General features: G+C 55.8%; 18 protein-coding genes and 1 other RNA gene. 8 read left to right on the forward strand and 11 right to left on the reverse strand.

What is annotated here, in order from left to right:
* Positions 1 to 19: 19 nt before the first annotated feature.
* The 4 genes from glmM to rlmE all read right to left on the reverse strand — a co-directional run bounded on the left by glmM (position 20) and on the right by rlmE (position 4878).
* On the reverse strand, positions 20 to 1345 hold the full coding sequence (glmM, locus tag Q0753_RS08000; RefSeq protein WP_298719251.1) for a phosphoglucosamine mutase: 1326 nt from the start codon (positions 1343 to 1345) through the stop codon (positions 20 to 22).
* A 4-nt stretch (positions 1346 to 1349) separates the two neighbouring features.
* Complete coding sequence (gene folP / locus Q0753_RS08005; RefSeq protein ID WP_298719253.1) at positions 1350 to 2183, reverse strand: dihydropteroate synthase; 834 nt, start codon at positions 2181 to 2183, stop codon at positions 1350 to 1352.
* Between the two features lie 68 nt (positions 2184 to 2251).
* The gene (gene ftsH, locus Q0753_RS08010; protein ID WP_298719255.1) at positions 2252 to 4204 is read right to left on the reverse strand and encodes an ATP-dependent zinc metalloprotease FtsH; all 1953 of its coding nucleotides are present in this window, start codon (positions 4202 to 4204) and stop codon (positions 2252 to 2254) included.
* A 44-nt stretch (positions 4205 to 4248) separates the two neighbouring features.
* Entirely contained in the window at positions 4249 to 4878 is a 630-nt protein-coding gene (gene rlmE / locus Q0753_RS08015; protein WP_298719257.1) for a 23S rRNA (uridine(2552)-2'-O)-methyltransferase RlmE, read from the reverse strand.
* An 84-nt stretch (positions 4879 to 4962) separates the two neighbouring features.
* Between rlmE and yhbY the strand changes: the two genes are divergently transcribed.
* Complete coding sequence (yhbY, locus tag Q0753_RS08020) at positions 4963 to 5259, forward strand: ribosome assembly RNA-binding protein YhbY (protein ID WP_298719258.1); 297 nt, start codon at positions 4963 to 4965, stop codon at positions 5257 to 5259.
* A 106-nt stretch (positions 5260 to 5365) separates the two neighbouring features.
* A complete protein-coding gene (locus Q0753_RS08025) occupies positions 5366 to 5995 on the forward strand; it encodes a PilZ domain-containing protein (RefSeq protein ID WP_298719260.1) in 630 nt (209 codons plus the stop codon).
* Positions 5996 to 6050: 55 nt separating this feature from the next.
* Here the strand turns inward: Q0753_RS08025 and greA are convergent, their stop codons facing one another.
* The 4 genes from greA to grpE all read right to left on the reverse strand — a co-directional run bounded on the left by greA (position 6051) and on the right by grpE (position 10558).
* Positions 6051 to 6527 (reverse strand): transcription elongation factor GreA, encoded by a 477-nt coding sequence (greA, locus tag Q0753_RS08030; RefSeq protein WP_298719262.1) that lies wholly within the window; start codon positions 6525 to 6527, stop codon positions 6051 to 6053.
* Between the two features lie 134 nt (positions 6528 to 6661).
* Positions 6662 to 7795 carry a molecular chaperone DnaJ gene (gene dnaJ, locus Q0753_RS08035; protein ID WP_298719264.1) on the reverse strand — a complete coding sequence of 378 codons (1134 nt, stop codon included), beginning with the start codon at positions 7793 to 7795 and terminating at the stop codon, positions 6662 to 6664.
* 92 nt (positions 7796 to 7887) lie between these two features.
* On the reverse strand, positions 7888 to 9819 hold the full coding sequence (gene dnaK, locus Q0753_RS08040; protein ID WP_298719266.1) for a molecular chaperone DnaK: 1932 nt from the start codon (positions 9817 to 9819) through the stop codon (positions 7888 to 7890).
* Between the two features lie 136 nt (positions 9820 to 9955).
* A complete protein-coding gene (gene grpE, locus Q0753_RS08045; RefSeq protein ID WP_298719268.1) occupies positions 9956 to 10558 on the reverse strand; it encodes a nucleotide exchange factor GrpE in 603 nt (200 codons plus the stop codon).
* Between the two features lie 185 nt (positions 10559 to 10743).
* Here grpE and nadK point away from each other — a divergent pair, with 185 nt between their 5' ends.
* Together nadK and recN are read left to right on the forward strand one after the other, a co-directional pair.
* Positions 10744 to 11628 carry an NAD(+) kinase gene (gene nadK / locus Q0753_RS08050; protein ID WP_298719271.1) on the forward strand — a complete coding sequence of 295 codons (885 nt, stop codon included), beginning with the start codon at positions 10744 to 10746 and terminating at the stop codon, positions 11626 to 11628.
* Between the two features lie 177 nt (positions 11629 to 11805).
* Positions 11806 to 13470 carry a DNA repair protein RecN gene (gene recN, locus Q0753_RS08055; protein WP_298719273.1) on the forward strand — a complete coding sequence of 555 codons (1665 nt, stop codon included), beginning with the start codon at positions 11806 to 11808 and terminating at the stop codon, positions 13468 to 13470.
* 460 nt (positions 13471 to 13930) lie between these two features.
* Here recN and udp read toward each other — a convergent pair whose 3' ends face one another.
* The gene (udp, locus tag Q0753_RS08060) at positions 13931 to 14689 is read right to left on the reverse strand and encodes a uridine phosphorylase (RefSeq protein WP_298719275.1); all 759 of its coding nucleotides are present in this window, start codon (positions 14687 to 14689) and stop codon (positions 13931 to 13933) included.
* A gap of 198 nt (positions 14690 to 14887) precedes the next feature.
* Between udp and Q0753_RS08065 the strand changes: the two genes are divergently transcribed.
* Positions 14888 to 15226: an outer membrane protein assembly factor BamE gene (locus Q0753_RS08065; RefSeq protein WP_298719277.1), complete on the forward strand. Its 339-nt coding sequence runs from the start codon at positions 14888 to 14890 to the stop codon at positions 15224 to 15226.
* A 38-nt stretch (positions 15227 to 15264) separates the two neighbouring features.
* Here Q0753_RS08065 and Q0753_RS08070 read toward each other — a convergent pair whose 3' ends face one another.
* Together Q0753_RS08070 and Q0753_RS08075 are read right to left on the reverse strand one after the other, a co-directional pair.
* Positions 15265 to 15612, reverse strand: coding sequence for an RnfH family protein (locus tag Q0753_RS08070; RefSeq protein ID WP_298719279.1), 348 nt, complete (start codon positions 15610 to 15612; stop codon positions 15265 to 15267).
* The gene (locus Q0753_RS08075; protein WP_298719281.1) at positions 15587 to 16036 is read right to left on the reverse strand and encodes an SRPBCC family protein; all 450 of its coding nucleotides are present in this window, start codon (positions 16034 to 16036) and stop codon (positions 15587 to 15589) included. The genes Q0753_RS08070 and Q0753_RS08075 overlap by 26 nt, the downstream gene beginning before the upstream one ends.
* Positions 16037 to 16172: 136 nt before the next feature.
* On the opposite strand from Q0753_RS08075, the gene smpB reads away from it, so the two are divergent.
* From smpB to Q0753_RS08090, 3 genes are all read left to right on the forward strand, one after another.
* The gene (smpB, locus tag Q0753_RS08080; protein WP_298719283.1) at positions 16173 to 16658 is read left to right on the forward strand and encodes an SsrA-binding protein SmpB; all 486 of its coding nucleotides are present in this window, start codon (positions 16173 to 16175) and stop codon (positions 16656 to 16658) included.
* Between the two features lie 42 nt (positions 16659 to 16700).
* Positions 16701 to 17060, forward strand: a transfer-messenger RNA (tmRNA) gene (gene ssrA / locus Q0753_RS08085).
* Between the two features lie 192 nt (positions 17061 to 17252).
* Complete coding sequence (locus Q0753_RS08090; RefSeq protein WP_298719285.1) at positions 17253 to 18824, forward strand: sensor domain-containing diguanylate cyclase; 1572 nt, start codon at positions 17253 to 17255, stop codon at positions 18822 to 18824.
* The last annotated feature ends 9 nt before the right edge of the window (positions 18825 to 18833 follow it).

An 18833-nucleotide genomic window follows, 5' to 3' on the forward strand; every position in this document is an offset into this window, starting at 1 on the left:
CCTCACGCCTCACGCAGGATTATGCTACCGCATCGGCAATATATTGTGCCAGACGCTGTACCAGCTCGGCGTCGGCCCCTTCTACCATCACCCGAATCAGGGGTTCAGTACCGGACTTGCGTAACAAGACGCGGCCCGCACCGGCCAGCTGCTCTTCAGCACTCGCCACCCGCCGCAGTACTTCGCTGTCGGCCAGTGGATCGGTACCCGCCTGAAAGCGCACATTGATCAGCACCTGGGGATACAAGGTCAGCTCCTGCCCCAGTTCATGCAGGCTGCGTCCTTCATCGACCATGGCACGCAACACCTGCAATGAGGCAACTATGCCGTCACCGGTGCTGTTGTGATCCAGGCTGATGACATGGCCGGAGTTTTCGCCGCCCAGTTTCCAGCCGTGCGTTTTCAGCAGCTCCATCACATAACGGTCGCCTACTTTCGCCCGCTTGAACGGAATATCGAGCTCCGCCAGAGCCAGCTCCAGTGCCATGTTGCTCATCAGGGTGCCCACCACGCCACCGTTCAGGGTGCCTCGGCGATGGGCATCTCGTGCCATGATATACAGCAGTTGATCACCGTCAAGCAAGGCGCCGGTATGATCCACCATCGCCAGTCGGTCGCCGTCACCGTCGAAGGCAATGCCCAGGTCGGCGCCATGCTGCTGTACGGCGGCAATCAGGGCCGCCGGTGCGGTTGAACCGACCTGATCGTTGATATTGATGCCGTTCGGCTGCACGCCGGTGCGGATCACCCTGGCGCCCAGCTCTTCGAATACCGCCGGGGCGATGTGATAAGTGGCACCGTGCGCGCAATCAAGCACCATGGTCAGGCCGTCCAGGTGCATTTCGGAAGGAAAGGTGCTCTTGCAGAATTCAATATAGCGACCGGCGGCATCGTTGATGCGGCTGGCCTTGCCCAACAGCTCGGAGGGAACACAGTCCATCGGCTGATCCAGCATGGCTTCTATCGCCAGCTCCACCTCGTCCGGCAGCTTGGTGCCGTCATGAGAGAAGAACTTGATGCCATTGTCGTAATAGGGATTGTGAGAGGCACTGATCACGATACCGGCTTCGGCACGAAAAGTACGGGTCAGATAGGCGATGGCCGGGGTCGGCATCGGGCCCAGCAGTGCCGCCTGTATGCCGGCGGCAGACAGACCCGCTTCCAATGCCGACTCCAGCATGTAGCCGGAAATGCGCGTGTCTTTGCCAATCAGCACCTTCTTGGTACCGGTGCGAGACAGCACCTTGCCGGCGGCCCAACCCAGCTTCATTACAAATTCCGGGGTGATGGGGTAGTCCCCGACCCGTCCGCGAATACCGTCGGTGCCAAAATATTTTCTGCTCATTATATTATCCCTGATATTGTGCTGCCTGCTGCCATACCCGCATGGCATCGGACATTTCTTTTACATCATGCACTCGCAATATCTGCGCGCCCTGACTCAGCGCAAACAAATGCGCCGCCAGGCTGCCGGCCAGACGTTGGTCAACTTCGCGATCCAGTAATTGTCCCAGCATCGACTTGCGTGACATCCCGACCAGCAAGGGCAGGCCCAGGGCATGCAGCTCACCGACCTTGCCCAGCAGCTCATAATTGTGTTCGAGTCGCTTGCCGAAGCCGTAGCCGGGATCCAGGCAGAGTCGTTCGCGGGGAATGCCCGCGTTCTCACAGGCCTGCAGTCGTTGCCGCAGAAAATCCGCCACCTCGAGAGTAACATTCTCATAATCCGGTGCCTGCTGCATGGTTCTGGGCTGACCCTGCATATGCATCAGGCAGACGGCGGCACCACTGTCGGCGGCCACCTGCAAGGCACCCGGCTCGCGCAGGGCACGAATGTCGTTGATCAAATCCGCACCGGCCCTGACCGACTCCCTCATGACCCCCGCCTTGCTGGTATCGATGGATATCCAGCAATCCAGCTCCTTGCGCAACAGCTCCAGCACCGGAATCACCCGATCCAGCTCCTGCTGCTCGGCCACCGCATCGGCGCCGGGCCGGGTCGACTCGCCGCCCACGTCAATCAGGGTGGCGCCATCCTTGACCATCTGCAAGGCATGGCGCAAGGCGGCATCATGACCCACAAAGTGGCCGCCGTCCGAAAAAGAGTCGGGCGTCAGATTAAGGATCCCCATGATACGGGGTGAGGATAAGTCCAGACTTCTGGATGCGCTTGATAACAGCATAACGACAGGTTCCCACAAAATAAAAAGCCCCGGACAGCGATGTCCGGGGCCTAATTTATCATAAATTATCAGTTGCTGGTGGCATCACCTGGCTTATTCAAATCCGCAGTGCCGGACTTGTCTTTGTCAGTCTGCTCTGCATCCTTGTCACCGGTGCTGGCCGTCGGTCCCTGCGGCTTGTCGTCAGACTCTTCTTTCCAGTCTGCCGGTGGCCGCACATCACGACGTGCCATCAGATCATCGATTTGCTTGGCATCGATGGTTTCGTACTTCATCAGGGCATCTTTCATGGCGTGCAGAATATCGATGTTGTCCATCAGTATCTGCTTGGCGCGCTCGAAATTGCGATGAATGACGTCTTTTACCTCGGCATCGATGGCATTGGCGGTTTCATCGGACATGTGCTTGACCTTGGCGGCAGTACGGCCGAGGAAGACTTCGCCTTCTTCATCCGCATACAGCAAAGGACCCAGTTTTTCCGACAGACCCCACTGGGTCACCATCTTGTGGGCAATTTCGGTCGCCCGTTCGATGTCGTTGGAAGCACCGGTTGTCACCTTGTCGAAACCATAGATGATTTCTTCCGCCAGACGACCGCCATACAGGCTGGAAATCATCGACTCCAGATGCTGCTTGCTGTAGCTGAAGCGATCCTGTTCGGGCAGATACATGGTCACCCCCAGGGCGCGACCACGAGGAATAATCGATACCTTGTACACGGGATCATGCTCGGGGACCATACGACCAACGATGGCGTGGCCCGCTTCATGATAGGCGGTCATCGCTTTCTCGGACTCGGACATCACCATGGAGCGGCGTTCGGCGCCCATCATGATCTTGTCTTTGGCTTTTTCAAACTCTTCCATCGATACCAGTCGACGGGCAGAGCGAGCCGCAAACAGCGCGGCTTCGTTCACCAGGTTGGCCAGATCCGCACCACTGAAACCGGGGGTACCACGGGCAATGACGCTGGCATTGACATCGTCACCCAGCGGCACACGGCGCATGTGCACCTTGAGGATCTGTTCACGACCACGCACATCGGGCAGACCGACTACCACCTGACGGTCGAAACGGCCGGGACGAAGCAAAGCCGGATCCAGCACGTCAGGCCTGTTGGTCGCGGCAATGACGATAACGCCTTCATTACCTTCAAAGCCGTCCATCTCTACCAGCATCTGGTTCAGGGTCTGTTCGCGTTCGTCGTGACCACCACCCAGACCGGCGCCACGCTGGCGACCGACGGCATCTATCTCATCGATGAAGATGATACAGGGAGCAGATTTCTTCGCCTGCTCGAACATGTCACGTACCCGTGACGCGCCCACACCGACAAACATTTCCACGAAATCAGAGCCGGAAATGGTAAAGAAAGGCACCTTGGCTTCACCGGCAATGGCTTTCGCCAGCAGGGTTTTACCGGTACCGGGTGGGCCCACCAGCAGAATACCGGTGGGAATGCGCCCGCCCAGCTTCTGGAAACGGCTGGGATCACGCAGGTAATCCACCAGCTCGGTCACGTCTTCCTTGGCTTCATCACAACCGGCCACATCGGCGAAGGTCGTTTTGATCTGATCTTCGCTCATCAGGCGAGCCTTGCTCTTGCCGAAGCTCATGGCACCCTTGCCACCGCCGCCGCCTTGCATCTGACGCATGAAGAACACCCAGACGCCAATCAACAGCAGCATGGGGAACCAGGAAATGAAGATAGACGTCAGCAGGCTCGGTTCTTCCGGCTTTTCGCCCACGACCCGCACGTTGTTGTTCAGCAGATCATTCAGCAGCTGAGGATCCTGCGCAGGCAGAATAGTCGTGAAACGATCACCACTGCGCTTTACGCCGTTGATGGTCTTGCCATCCATACGCACTTCACGAATTTGCCCTTGGGCTACTTCCTGTACAAAGGTGGTATAGTCCGTCTGGCGTCCACTCGGCTCACTCGGGCTAAAGCTCTGGAATACCGACATTAACACCACGGCTATGACCAACCACAGGATCAAATTTTTCGCCATGTCACTCAAATTACTAACCTCACCGGCTGACAGTTTATGACTTTGACAGGGTACTACAGTTTAAAACCTGTAGCCACAATGTAGACTTCTCGCGATCGGGGTCGCGACGAGTCGGGTTTTCTTACCCTTACCGAACTGAAAGACCGGCGAACATCCAGAAGAAATTCATCGAAGCCGGCTCCCTGAAACACTTTTACAACAAAACTGCCTTTGGGTGCGAGCACCTGACGACACATATCCAGTGCCAATTCCACCAGATACATGGATCTGGGCTGGTCGACCTCGGGGGTACCGCTCATGTTGGGTGCCATGTCCGATAACAGGACATCGACCTTGTCTTCCCCTACCCGTTCCAGCAGCGCATTCAGTACTTCCTCGTCACGAAAGTCGCCTTGCAGGAAGTCGACCCCGGCAATGGGGTCCATGGCCAGCAAATCACAGGCGATGACCTTGCCCTTCAAACCGACCTGTTCAACCGAATACTGACTCCAGCCTCCGGGGGCCGCGCCCAGATCCACCACCGTCATGCCGTGTTTGAGCAGACGATCGCGCCCCTGCAATTCTTCCAGTTTAAATACGGCACGCGAGCGCAGGCCTTTTTTTTGCGCCTGTTGTACATATTTATCGTCAAAATGCTCTTTGAGCCAGCGCGTCGAGCTGGCCGAGCGTTTTTTCTTAGTCATTAAATTATCGCTCTGCTATTACCATTGAAGCTTAGATGGGGGTACAATAGTCCCCTTTCAACCTATTAACTGAAGCATTTTGCAATGACCCTGACTAATAAGCAAAGACAATACCTCAAAGGCATGGCCCACAGCCTGAAGCCGGTGGTATTGCTTGGCCAGCATGGCCTGACTGAAGGCGTACTGGCCGAGATCGATCTGGCCCTGAATTTCCACGAACTGATCAAGGTCAAGGTTGCCGCCGAAGACAGGGAAGTCAAAAAGCTGATCATGGACGCCATCGTTCGTGAAACCGGCGCGGTAAAAGTTCAGAATATCGGCCACATGCTGACGTTGTATCGTGCCGGCGAAGAGAAAAAAATCAGCCTGCCCAGAGCCTGAGCCGTCGGCAAGGGCTGGGTTCATCGCCCGGCCCTTTTGCCCTACCCGCTTTCACTTTCCGATATTTCCCTCTGTTTTTCTTGTTCTGCCCTCAACAGCACTATGATTGAGCATATGCTCCCACTGTGTGATTGTCATGCCCAGCCACCGCTATCTTACCGACGAAGAACTCGAGCTGTTGAACGAGGTCAGCCATCAGGAAAGCTCGCAGGCTCTGCTTAGCCTGCCGCTGATGCTCGATGCTCATATCGCGCCCTTGCTCGAGCAAGCCTCGACCCTCGAGCTGAAGCTGGAACTTGGCGGAATAAAACTGAGCTTTCCGGTGGCATTGAAACACCCGATTGCCAGCCAGGAGCAGGCCGAACTCAGCTCCCCCAGCATCATCACCAACGGCGGTCACCCTCGGGCCTGGCGCTTACCCCATCCTCAGTGTCTGCAACTCAGACAGCCCAATGGCCGCCCGCTGGCGGCGGAAATCAGGGATCTGTCCACCAATGGCATGCGCCTGTTGTCACGCCGCTCGCTGTTCGGCCGCGGTCAGCACAAGAGGGTATTGTTGACGCTGGGGCAAGATCAGGAGCTGAGACTGACGCTCAAGCTGGTGCGTCAGCACAAAGGGTCTCACTTCTGGTTAACCGCAGTACGATTCGAGCTGTCCATGGCCGATTGCCGGGCCTTGTCGGACTTCGTCTTCAGGGGGTTTCTGGAGCAAATAAACAAAAGGCAGAAGCCATAGCTCCTGCCTTTGTCATGGCCACAGTGGCCGGACGTCATTATCGCAGCCCGGCGTATTACAGGTACTGGACCTTGATCACTTCGTATTCGACTTCTCCGGCGGGTGTTTTAACCACAGCCACATCGTCCACTTCCTTGCCAATCAGGGCGCGGGCAATCGGAGAGTTGACCGAAATCATGTTGGCCTTGATGTCCGACTCGTCATCACCCACGATGCGATAGGTAATTTCTTTCTCGTCATCCACTTTGAACAGCTCGACGGTGGCGCCGAAAATCACCTTGCCGGTGTTCGGCAGCTTGGTAATGTCGATGATCTGGGCATTGGACAACTTGGCCTCAATCTCCTGAATACGTCCTTCGCAGAATCCCTGCTGTTCACGCGCAGCATGATATTCGGCATTTTCCTTCAGATCGCCGTGTTCACGGGCATCGGCAATGGATGCGATTATTTGCGGGCGCAGCACAGACTTCAGGTGATCCAGTTCTTCACGCAGTTTCTGTGCACCGCGAATGGTCATCGGTGTTTGCTTCATAGTGGAAACCCGGTTCCTTTCAGACAATAAAACAACAAGAGCCCCGCCGGAAACCGGCACAGGGCTCGTATCATAAATAATTCCGTTTCAGCCATCTGGCTGTCATATCAGACAGCCAGATTAATACAGTGGGCTTAGCGGGTCAAATCATCGAAGAAACGCTTCACCCCTTCGAAGAAGCCTTCCGTCTTGGGTCTGTGCTTCTTGGCCGCCAGGCCGCCACAAGAGTCTTCCAGCTTGCGTAACAGCTCTTTCTGCTCGTCGGTCAGACTGACTGGCGTCTCGATATAGACCTTGCACACCAGATCGCCCATCTGACCGCTACGGGCCGAGCGCACGCCCTTGCCTTTCAGGCGGAACAGTCGACCGGTCTGGGTTTCTGCCGGAATTTTGAGCTTGACCCGGCCATCCAGCGTCGGCACTTCCACTTCTCCACCCAGGGCGGCGGCGGTAAAGCCGATCGGCACCTCGCAGAACAGGTTGTTACCATCGCGCACGAATATTTCATGGTCGCGCACGTGCATCTGCACATACAGATCACCTGTCGGCGCGCCGGCTTCGCCTGCCTCGCCTTCACCCGACAACCGAATACGGTCACCGGTGTCGACGCCCGCCGGGATTTTAACCGACAGCGTCTTGGTTTTCTGATAACGGCCTTCACCGTGACACTTGTGGCAGGGGTCGCTGATGATCTTGCCCTTGCCCCGGCACTGGGGGCACGGCTGCTGCACGGTAAAGAACCCCTGACGCATCTGTACCTGACCATGGCCGTGACAGGTCGGACAGGTCTTGGCCTGGGTGCCGGCTTTGGCACCGCTGCCGTCACAGACGTCACAGCCTACCAGGGTCGGTACCTTGATCTCTTTGGTCACGCCCCGCACGGCTTCTTCCAGCGTCAGCTCCATGTTGTAGCGCAAGTCCGAGCCACGGGCCGCACGCTGCTGACGACGCTGACCGCCACCGAAGATATCACCGAACACGTCGCCAAAAATATCACCGAAGTCGGCTCCGCCACCACCAAAGCCATGACCGCCTTGCTGGCCGTTGACGCCCTCATGACCAAACTGATCATAAGCCGCACGTTTCTGCTCGTCGGTCAGCACTTCGTAGGCCTCGGTGGCCTCCTTGAACTTGTCGCCGGCGTCGGCATCGGTCTTGTTACGGTCGGGATGATATTTCATCGCCATCCGCTTGTAGGCTTTTTTTATCTCGCGCTCGTCGGCTTCCTTGGAAACCCCGAGCACTTCGTAATAATCTCGTTTCGACATAGGCTGATTGCTTACCTGAGTCCTGTTCACACAAAGGCGGGCGTTGGAATCCCAACGCCCGCCACTGGCAGCGTTAATACGCTGGGTTTAGCTTATTTTTTGTCGTCTTTGACTTCTTCAAACTCGGCGTCAACGACATCGTCATCGGCCTTGCCGGAAGCAGAAGCCCCCTGTGGCTGCTCACCTGCGTCGGACGCATCGGCCTGAGCCTTGGCCTGGGCCGCTTCCATCAGCTTCTGAGACACTTCCATCAGCGCTTGCTGCTTGGCTTCGATCTCTGCCTTGTCTTCACCGCGAACGGCGGTTTCCAGTTCGGTCAGGGCAGTCTCGATGGCGCTCTTGTCATCGGCGGCCAGGGCCTCACCCGCTTCTTCCAGCTGCTTGCGAGTGGCATGCACCAGACCATCGGCCTGGTTACGGGCCTGTACCAGCTCTTCAAACTTCTTGTCGTCGGCGGCATTGGCTTCGGCCGCACGCACCATGGCTTCGATCTCTTCCTCGGTCAGACCGGAAGAGGCCTGAATGGTGATCTTCTGCTCTTTGCCGGTGTCCTTGTCTTTGGCAGACACGTGCAGAATACCGTCGGCATCAATGTCGAAGGTCACTTCGATCTGCGGCAGGCCACGCGGTGCCGGACGAATACCTTCCAGGTTGAACTGACCCAGCGACTTGTTGTCGCCGGAGCGCTTGCGCTCACCCTGCAGCACGTGAATGGTCACGGCAGACTGATTGTCGTCGGCGGTAGAGAACACCTGGGACTTCTTGGTCGGAATCGTGGTGTTCTTCTCGATAAGCGCGGTCATCACGCCACCCATGGTTTCAATACCCAGTGACAGCGGAGTCACGTCCAGCAGCAGTACGTCTTTCTTGTCACCGGACAGTACGGCACCCTGAATGGCAGCACCCACGGCCACGGCTTCGTCCGGGTTCACGTCTTTACGTGGTTCCTGACCGAAGAAGTCACTAACGGCCTTCTGCACCAGAGGCATACGGGTCTGACCGCCCACCAGGATAACATCGTCGATGTCGGACACGGACAGACCGGCATCTTTCAGTGCGGTACGTACCGGATCCAGCGACTTCTTGACCATGTCTTCTACCAGTGACTCCAGCTTGGCGCGGGTCAGCTTGATGTTCAGGTGCTTGGGACCGGTGGCATCAGCCGTGATGTAGGGCAGGTTCACCTCGGTCTGCTGGGCGGAAGACAGCTCGCACTTGGCTTTTTCGGCCGCTTCTTTCAGACGCTGCAGCGCCAGCATGTCGTTACGCAGATCGAAGTTCTGCTCGCGCTTGAACTCTTCCACCAGATAGGTGATCAGGCGGTTGTCGAAGTCTTCACCACCCAGGTGGGTGTCACCGTTGGTTGCCAGTACTTCAAAGGTTTTTTCACCGTCCATGTCATCGATTTCGATGATGGAGATATCGAAGGTACCGCCACCCAGATCGTATACCGCCACCTTGCGGTCACCCTGCGCCTTGTTCACGCCGTAGGCGAAGGCGGCAGCAGTCGGCTCGTTGATGATGCGCTTCACGTCCAGACCGGCGATACGACCCGCATCCTTGGTGGCCTGACGCTGGGCATCGTTGAAGTAGGCCGGTACGGTAATAACCGCTTCGGTCACCGCTTCACCCAGATAGTCTTCGGCAGTTTTCTTCATCTTTTTCAGCACTTCGGCAGAAATCTGCGGCGGTGCCATTTTTTTGTCTTTTGCTTCAACCCAGGCATCACCGTTGTCGGAGTTGATGATTTTGAACGGCATGATTTTGATGTCACGCTGCACTTCTTCATCTTCAAAGCGACGGCCGATCAGACGTTTGATGGCAAACAGGGTGTTGTGCGGGTTGGTCACCGCCTGGCGCTTGGCGGGCTGGCCAACCAGCGTCTCACCGTCATCGGTATAGGCGATGATGGAGGGAGTAGTACGAGTACCCTCGGCGTTTTCTATAACCCGCGGGGTATCCCCGTCCAGGATAGCAACACAAGAGTTGGTGGTACCCAGATCAATGCCGATGATTCTACCCATAAAATCCTCTCTCAATATCTTGAATTCAATCGTAAGCGTTTCGTGTTTTGCTTTAGAGCCTATATGTGGTTGCCGCTAGTGGCTTTCAAGACTCGCATCACATTTTTTTAGGCAAAAGCCGATATTTTGGCTCGAATCAAGCCTGAGTATCGATGGCAGGCCCCTTGGCCACCATCACCATGGCAGGGCGAAGCACCCGGCCATTCAACTCATAGCCTTTCATCATGACGGCCAGTACCGAATTGGGGGCGACGTCGCCGCTTTCCACCATGCTCATGGCCTGGTGCTTGTTGGGGTCGAAGGCCTCACCCTGGGGGTCAATCGGCAAGACGCCAAATTTTTCCACCGTGTTCAGCAAGGATTTCAGCGTCAGCTCAACCCCTTCGTACACCGCCTCAACAGCATCACTTTCCTTATCGGTATGCTCCAGTGCGCGTTCCAGGCTGTCGATCACCGGCAGCAGCTCGCCGGCAAACTTTTCCAGCGCAAACTTCTGTGCTTTTTCTACATCCTGTGCCGCGCGGCGGCGCAGGTTTTCCATTTCCGCCAGGGCGCGCAAGGCGTTGTCTTTCTCAGACTGGGCGCTGGCAGTGGCGTCTGCCAGCTTTTGCTCCAGCTCGGTTACATAAGCCGCATCCGGTTGGGCTGCCTCGGCGTTGGCGCCGGCTTCGGTGTCTACCGTCAGCGGTTCCTGCTCGGCGGCTTGCTCCGCGTCAACCTGATGTTGTTTCTTGCTCATGTTATCTCCCGTATATATTTACTGACCTGCAGCCTATATGGGGGCTGCAGATCATATTTCAAGAGAATATTTTGACGATAGCGATCTGGTCGGTGGCACACCGCCATCGGGTTATTTAGAATGGCTCCATGTCTCGGTCAGGGAACAGATGACCGCATTGCCTACTCAGTCGGGTCAATATATCAATGGAAACCGAATTCAATACCATAGCGCTTATCGGCAAGCCCGATCACGAAGGCGCCAATCAGACACTGGTGGCGCTGTATAATCATATTGTCGGCCTGGGTCTCAAGGTAGTGATAGAACGCCGGGTCGGCGAACAGCTGCGCCTGGATCAGGCTGAATTGCTGGAAATGGTCGAATTGGGTGAGCGAGCCGATCTGGCGATCGTGGTGGGCGGTGACGGCAACATGCTGGGAGCCGCCCGGGTACTGGCCCGCTTCGATGTGGCCGTGGTCGGCGTTAACCGGGGTAATCTGGGCTTTTTGACCGACCTGTCTCCGGACAGCTTCGAGCAACCGCTTGAACGCCTGCTGGCCGGCGACTACCAGGCCGAGCAGCGCTTTCTACTGGAAACCCAGGTACACCGGCACGGCCAGCTCAAGGCCAGTAATACCGCCATGAACGAAGCGGTACTGCACCCGGGTAAAATCGCCCACATGATCGAGTTCGAGGTCTATATCAACGGGCATTTCATGTACAGCCAGCGCGCCGATGGCATGATAGTGGCCACCCCCACCGGCTCTACCGCCTATTCGCTGTCTGCCGGCGGCCCCATCGTGACTCCCAATCTCAACGCCATTACCCTGGTACCGATGTTTCCTCACACCCTGAGTTGCCGTCCCATCGTTATCGATGCCGACTCGCAGGTTAAACTGGTGTTGTCTCCCAACAACAAGACCGAACAGATGCTGATCAGCTGCGATGGTCATGTCTCGCTGGCGGTGCAACCCGGTGACGAAATTCATATCAACAAGAGTCCCTACAAGCTGAAACTGCTTCACCCTCGTGGTCATAATTACTTTGAAGTGCTGCGCAGCAAACTCGGTTGGGGCAGCAAACTGTTTTAACCCTGTGAGGGGTGAGAGGTGAGGGGTGAGAGGTGAGGGGTGAGGGGTGAGGAACATTGCAGAATTTGCTTCCTTGCCCTCACCCTTTACTCTTCACGCCTCACTACCAACTTGAACTGTACAAAACAACAGTATACTGTATCTCTATACAGCATCGTTTTGTGCAGGGGTTCCACCATGTTGCTTCAGCTCACCATCAGCAATTTTGCCATTGTTTCCTTCCTTGAGCTGGACTTGCGTCCAGGCATGACCAGCATTACCGGAGAGACCGGTGCCGGTAAATCCATCGCCATTGACGCCCTCGCCCTGGCACTGGGTGAGCGTGCCGATGCCGACTCGGTACGCCCCGGTGCCGACAAGGCCGACATCAGCGCCCGTTTTCGTATCGACAAGCTGCCACGCGTCAAGACCTGGCTGAGCGAGCAAGAGCTGGATGAGCAGGGCGAATGCATTCTGCGCCGTACCCTGAGCCGCGAAGGGCGTTCTCGCGGCTATATCAACGGTACTCCGGTGCCCCTGTCTCAACTCAAGGCCCTCGGTGCCCTGCTGATCAACATTCATGGGCAGCACGCCCACCAGGCATTGCAAAAGTCCGACTATCAACGCGGTCTGCTCGACGCCTATGCCGGCCATCACCGGCTGATAGAACAGGTCAGCAGGCAATATCAGCAATGGCGCCAGCTCAGTAACGAACGCAAACAGCTGCAAAGTGAGCAGGCCCAGTGGCAGGCCCAGCGCCAACTATTGGAATATCAGGTAGCCGAGCTGGATGAACTGGCCCTGGCCGAGGATGAGTTCCCGACTCTGGAAGCCGAGCACAAACGCCTGGCCAACGGCGCCGAGCTGCTCAACGACTGTCAGCTGGCCCTCAATGTGCTGGCTGACAGTGAAGAAACCAACGCCCTGCAGCTGTTGCGCCAGGGACTGAAGGTATTGATTGAGCTCAATCAAATGGACAACCGGCTCGGTCCGGTACAGGAAATGATAGAAAGCAGCCTGATCCAGCTGGAAGAAGGTCACGGCGAGTTGAGCCGTTATCTGGACCGACTGGAGCTGGATCCGGAACGGTTGCATGAGGTGGAAGCACGGCTCGGCAAGGTGATGGAGCTGGCACGCAAGCATCATGTACAGCCGGTTGCCCTGCATGACTTTCATCAAGAGATAAAAATCCGGCTGGCGGAAATGGATCATAACGACAGCCGCCTGCAGGAGCTGGATGATGAAGTGGAGCAGAGCAAAGCACTGTTTCTGCAAGCGGCGGAACGGCTCAGTCAGAGCCGACAACGCTATGCCCAATCATTGAATCAGCAGATCACCCAAAGCCTGCATCAATTGAGCATGGAGCATGGTCGCCTTGAAATTACCGTAACCGCGGATAACGGCGCCGGTTACTCCCCGCTGGGTATCGATCGGGTCGAATTTCTGGTCAGCACCAACCCGGGCCAACCCATGAGCCCGCTGGCCAAGGTGGCATCCGGTGGTGAACTGTCGCGTATCAGCCTGGCCATTCAGGTGATTACCGCCCAGAAGGTCGAGACCCCTACCCTTATCTTCGACGAGGTAGATGTAGGTGTCAGCGGTCCGACGGCGGCGGTGGTCGGCAAACTGCTGCGTCAGTTGGGTGACTCCACCCAGGTACTGGTGATCACCCACCTGCCCCAGGTGGCCGGCAATGGCCACCAGCATTATTTTGTCAGCAAAGACAGCGCCGACAACGACACCCAGACTCGAATGCAGAAACTCGATGAACAAAGCCGGCTGCAGGAACTGGCCCGGTTGCTGGGCGGCAACAAAATTACCAGCAACACCCTGGCCAATGCCCGGGAACTACTGGTCAGTTGAAGGTGAGGCGTGAGGCGTGAGGCGTGAGGCTGTCTCATAGTCACAAGTTTTTGTTGAACTTAATGAGGCCATCAGGCAAAGCGCACTGCTCAGTCGACACGCCGTAAACCCCTCCCTGGGGGCTCAAACCGCGCCATCCTTGGCGCGGATGGTCGGTTGAGCAGACACCCTTTGCCCTCCCGTCGGCAGCGGAGTGGTCTGTCAGTGGTGCTCACCGACGACTCGGCGCCTAAAAAGAGGCGGCTGGGATAGCCTCGGCCGACCATCACATGACAGGTCAACAAAAGCTCCTGCAATGCTGACACTCCCGCCATCCTTGGCGGTCGGACGTCATGTGCTGAGCGTCGCAGGGATGCGGTTTAGCGTGTCGGAAGAGGCTACCCAGTTGCCTCTGAGCCTACTTTACGGACTGACAGACTTGTGACTAAGAGACAGGCTTACGACTTAAAGCTGTTTTTCGTCATACCAGGCGGCGCGCGGCACCGATGACGATATCAATCGCCTGCTGCTCGGCCTGCTGCAAGGTGACATCGTCGGGAATTTCCTGCTGGGTACGATTGACGATAACCCCGGCCACGCAACCGGCCCTCAGTCCCTGGCTGGAGCACATGGTAAAGAGGGTGGCCGACTCCATTTCGTAGTTCAGCACCCCCATGCTCTGCCATTCTTTCATGCTGCCCTGAAACTTGCGCAACATGCGGGCCGAATAGGTATCGTAACGTTCCTGACCGGGATAGAAGGTATCAGACGAGGCGGTGATACCGACATAAGGCTCAAGCCCCAGCTCCCGAGCCGCATCCACCAGCGCACAGGTACAGTCAAAATCGGCGACCGCCGGAAACTCCATGGGTGCGAAGTGGCTGCTGGCACCATCGAGTCGTACCGAACCCTGGGTCACTATCATATCGCCGACCTGCACATGACTCTGAATCGCGCCGGTGGTGCCAATACGCAGAAAGGTGGTCACCCCCAACTGGGCCAGTTCTTCCACCGCAATGGAAGTAGAAGGACCACCGATACCGGTAGAGCAGACCACCACCGGTTTGCCGTCCAGCTCGCCCAGCCAGGAGGTGAACTCCCGCTTGCTGGCCAGATGACGGGCATTGGCCAACTGGCCGGCAATACGTGCGACCCGCTCAGGATCCCCCGGAATAATGGCAAGCGTTGCGCCTTGCAGATCCTCATCGGTTATCCCTAAGTGAAAAACGTGCTTTGCCATTGGCTTACTCCCGAAAGAAAGCGTTAAAAACGAAGATGATAGGACAGTGGGTGCCGGATGACCATCATTGCCGGCACGGAACCATGGTCTGACAAGGGGCCAGTTCCCATCGTCGGAGTATTGAGAGGGTGTCGGCTTTTACAAGCTCATCGCCAACAGCTATCATGCCCAACAAGTCACACAGGATATAATGCAGCCATGCAACTCAAAACCTTGATTTTACCCTTGCTACTCACTCTTCCTCTGGCCGGTTGCGGCCTGGTGTACAAGGTCGACATTCCCCAGGGCAACTACATTGAAGCCAAACAGGTCGCCCAGCTGCGCCAGGGCATGAGCCAGGAGCAGGTTCGCTTTCTGCTGGGTAATCCCATGAGCCTGGACGGTTTCAACCATGATCGTTGGGTGTACCTTCATTATCTGAAACCGGGCCGGGGTGACGTAGAGCAGAAACAACTGATTCTGGACTTTACCAACGATGCGCTTGTCTCGGTCAGCGGCGATTATCCCGCTCCTGCCACCTTTGAGCAGGGTCTGTAACAAAGTCTATGGTCATGGGACTCACAGACCATGGCCGGTTACTTTTTGGCTCTCTTGGGGTCGGGACGGCCGCCGGTGACCTTGTCCGCCCGCCCCTCTTCCTTCGCCTGTTCGGCACGACGCCGCCTAATCTCCTTGGGATCGGCCAATAAAGGACGATAAATCTCGATTCTGTCGCCATCAACCAAAGCGTGTTCCAGCTTAACCTGTCGTCCGAATACCCCGACCATGTTGCTATCCAGGTTAATCTCGGGGTATTGCTGCAGAATACCGGATTGTTCTATTACCTGCCTGACGCTGTCCCCTTCCGATACTCTCATGCTCAGCACCGTCTGCTGCTGTGGCAGCGCATACACAATTTCAACCCGAATAAGACTCACGGCCATATACCTCTCTTGCCCGCTCACTGAATGAATGCACCATGGCATTGGCCAACTCTTTAAATACGCCTCCAAAAGCAAGCTCCACCAGACGGGAGGTAAACTCGAAGTGTAACTTGAGTTCGACTTTGCAGGCATCCGCATCCAGCGGCGTGAAGGTCCAGCCTCCGTTGAGCGTCTTGAAGGGCCCATCCACCAGTTCCACACTGATATGCTGATGAGGTTTAAGTTCATTGCGCGTGGTAAAAGTCTTGCGGATCCCCACCTTGGCCACATCCAATGCCGCCGTGATGGAAGTGGCCGACTCGGATACAATACGGCTGGCCACGCAGCCGGGCAAAAACTGCGGATACGAGTTTATATCGTTCACCAATTCATACATCTGTTTTGCGCTGAACATCACCAACGCACTGCGGGTAATACTGGGCATAACCTCTCCTGGCAGCAGAACGGCCTGATTTTAACATTAATCCTGGCCCGGCTCACCACCATTACCGCACAAAAAACAAGCAGTTGCCGTGTAGGCAATTCCAAACCTTCAACCGGACCCGTATAATGGCGTCACTATGACAAAAAACAAAGCCAAGAAAAAAGTCGGTTCCAGCACCATTGCCCTCAATAAAAAGGCAAGGCACGAATATTTTGTAGAAGAAAAATTCGAAGCTGGGCTGGAACTACAAGGATGGGAAGTGAAAGCGATGCGGGCGGGCAAAGCCAACATCGCCGATGCTTACGTGTTCATGAGAAACGGTGAAGCCTTCTTGTTTGCCGCCACCATTACGCCACTAAACGTTGCCTCTACTCACGTAGTATGCGACCCCATGCGCTCGCGCAAACTGCTGCTGAAGCGGCGCGAGCTGGATCGACTCACCGGTCAGGTTGAACGCGAAGGCTATACCCTGGTGCCGCTGGCACTGTACTGGTCCAAGTCGTGGGTAAAGATCGAAATTGGCCTGGTAAAAGGTAAAAAGAGCCATGACAAGCGCCAGGACGTCAAAGAGCGTGACTGGAAGCGAGAAAAAGATCGCATGATGAAGCATAAAAATCGCTAACCCTTGTGATTTGGTAAGAATTGCAATACCATAAGTTTACTTGGGGCTGATTCTGGATTCGACGAGATTCTCGAACTCCTAGGTGCATGCCGAGGTGCGATAGGCCTCGTTAAAAAATCGCAAAAAAATAGTCGCAAACGACGAAAACTACGCACTAGCAGCTTAATAACCTGGTAGAGCCCTTCTGCCCTAGCTTGTCTGTGACTTAGGGAATTGGAAGGTCATCCTTCACAGAATCGCGTGGAAGCCGTGCCTGACGGGTGAAGCGTTAAAACCAATTTAGGCTAGTCATTCTGTGGCGTGTCTGTCCGCAGCAGGTGGCGAATTCAATGACTGACTAAGCATGTAGTACCGACGACGTAGGTTTTTCGGACGCGGGTTCAAATCCCGCCAGCTCCACCAATCGATTGGAAAGGCCCCGCAAGGGGCCTTTTTATTGGGTATCAAATAGTTACCATGCCTTAGCCCACCGTTTCTCATATATCGCTGAATACGGTGCTGCTCAAGGTGGCATTGCACGATGTGTTTCATTAGAATCCCTTTAAATACTAACATCATCGCGTCCGGCTGCTTATTTACAGGCTTTTCATTCTAATGTCCCTTACTTCCCTTCCGAAGCTCAATCTTCGTAGCCTGATTCTGGCTCTGGCGGTGTTCAGCGTGCTGATCACCCTCGGCAACAGTTTTTATGCTACCTACAAGGTTCAGCATGCCCTGCTGATCAACAATACCCTGGAAGCCAACCGGGTCTATGCGGCCAAGCTGGCCGAAATGACGGATGCTTTTCTCAAGTCGGCACAGGATCAACTGGCATACAGCGCGAGTCTGCTTGGCTCGCAGATGCACAATAAGTCCGCCCTGATGGATGAAGTTCGTCGTCTGAACCAACAGTCCGATAGCTTCAATTCGGTGGTGATCGTCGATGCAAACGCGGTGATTGTCGCGACCTCGCCAGAAACACTTCAGGTTAAAGGCTTCACGCTTTCTTCACCCGGAGCACAACAATCCATTGATGCCAAAAAACCGCTGATCACCGATCCTTTTATCTCTCCTGCCGGCAACTACATTATCAGCCTGTCGCACCCTATTTTTAACGATAACGGTCACTATCTCGGCTACATCGCCGGCACCATCTATCTGCAGCAGGACAATATACTGGGCTCTATCCTCGGCAAGCATTATTACCAGGATGGCTCCTACCTTTATGTGGTCGATCGCCATAAAACCCTGATTTACCATCCCGACGCACACCGTATCGGCCAGCGGGTAGCCAATAATCTGGCCATCGACGAAGTCACCGCCGGCACAGAGCATTCGCATACCGCGATCAACTCTCGGGGCATAGAGATGCTGGCCGGCTTTGCACCGGTAACCAGATCCGGTTGGGGCGTGGTGGCGCAAAGGCCAAAACAAGCGACGCTGGCCGGACTCGACGGTCATATCATCAATGTGTTTATCAAGAGCATGCCGCTGGTACTGTTTACCCTGGCCGGTATCTGGTTGTCTGCTACCTTTATTTCCCTACCGCTGTGGCAATTGGCCAAAGGCGCCAGGCTGATGGACAAGAAAGAGATACAGCAGAGTATTTCCGGTATCCCTTCCTGGTACTTCGAAGCAGCTCAACTCAAGCGGGCCATTCTCAAGGGAATGGGCCTGCTCAATGATAAAATCAGCCAGTTGCATAACGACAGTCATACCGATGCCATGACCGGTTTGCTCAACCGTCGGGGCATGCAACAGGTACTCGACGATTATCGGGAAGAACGGCAACCATTTGCCATCATTACCCTGGATATCGACCATTTCAAACGGGTAAACGATACCCATGGTCACGACATCGGTGACAAGGTGATACAGGCCTTGGCCAGACTGATGAGAGATCATGCCAGAAAAGGGGATGCCCTGTGTCGTAGCGGAGGGGAAGAGTTCATGATTTTTCTGCCCGGCCTCGATTTGACCTTGGCGCTCGATATCGCCGAGCGCCTGCGATTGCAGGTCGCCGGTTTTGAAATGCCAACGGCCGGCTTTATTACCATCTCGCTGGGCATCGCCCACTGGCCCGGCCCAGCGCTTACAATCAACGAGGCACTGAAGCAGGCCGACAAGGCGCTCTACCTGGCCAAGCAACAAGGTCGCAACCGTTCGTTGATAACAGAATCGGTCTAAACATCACGC

Source organism: uncultured Oceanisphaera sp. (assembly GCF_947495715.1).
GTDB lineage: Bacteria > Pseudomonadota > Gammaproteobacteria > Enterobacterales > Aeromonadaceae > Oceanimonas > Oceanimonas sediminis.

Coding starts and splice junctions, on each gene's coding strand:
- glmM (WP_298719251.1), bottom strand. CDS start 1,345: ATGAGCAGAAAATATTTTGGCACCGACGGTATTCGCGGACGGGTCGGG.
- folP (WP_298719253.1), bottom strand. CDS start 2,183: ATGCTGTTATCAAGCGCATCCAGAAGTCTGGACTTATCCTCACCCCGT.
- rlmE (WP_298719257.1), bottom strand. CDS start 4,878: ATGACTAAGAAAAAACGCTCGGCCAGCTCGACGCGCTGGCTCAAAGAG.
- yhbY (WP_298719258.1), top strand. CDS start 4,963: ATGACCCTGACTAATAAGCAAAGACAATACCTCAAAGGCATGGCCCAC.
- greA (WP_298719262.1), bottom strand. CDS start 6,527: ATGAAGCAAACACCGATGACCATTCGCGGTGCACAGAAACTGCGTGAA.
- dnaJ (WP_298719264.1), bottom strand. CDS start 7,795: ATGTCGAAACGAGATTATTACGAAGTGCTCGGGGTTTCCAAGGAAGCC.
- dnaK (WP_298719266.1), bottom strand. CDS start 9,819: ATGGGTAGAATCATCGGCATTGATCTGGGTACCACCAACTCTTGTGTT.
- grpE (WP_298719268.1), bottom strand. CDS start 10,558: ATGAGCAAGAAACAACATCAGGTTGACGCGGAGCAAGCCGCCGAGCAG.
- nadK (WP_298719271.1), top strand. CDS start 10,744: ATGGAAACCGAATTCAATACCATAGCGCTTATCGGCAAGCCCGATCAC.
- recN (WP_298719273.1), top strand. CDS start 11,806: ATGTTGCTTCAGCTCACCATCAGCAATTTTGCCATTGTTTCCTTCCTT.
- udp (WP_298719275.1), bottom strand. CDS start 14,689: ATGGCAAAGCACGTTTTTCACTTAGGGATAACCGATGAGGATCTGCAA.
- Q0753_RS08065 (WP_298719277.1), top strand. CDS start 14,888: ATGCAACTCAAAACCTTGATTTTACCCTTGCTACTCACTCTTCCTCTG.
- Q0753_RS08070 (WP_298719279.1), bottom strand. CDS start 15,612: ATGGCCGTGAGTCTTATTCGGGTTGAAATTGTGTATGCGCTGCCACAG.
- Q0753_RS08075 (WP_298719281.1), bottom strand. CDS start 16,036: ATGCCCAGTATTACCCGCAGTGCGTTGGTGATGTTCAGCGCAAAACAG.
- smpB (WP_298719283.1), top strand. CDS start 16,173: ATGACAAAAAACAAAGCCAAGAAAAAAGTCGGTTCCAGCACCATTGCC.
- Q0753_RS08090 (WP_298719285.1), top strand. CDS start 17,253: ATGTCCCTTACTTCCCTTCCGAAGCTCAATCTTCGTAGCCTGATTCTG.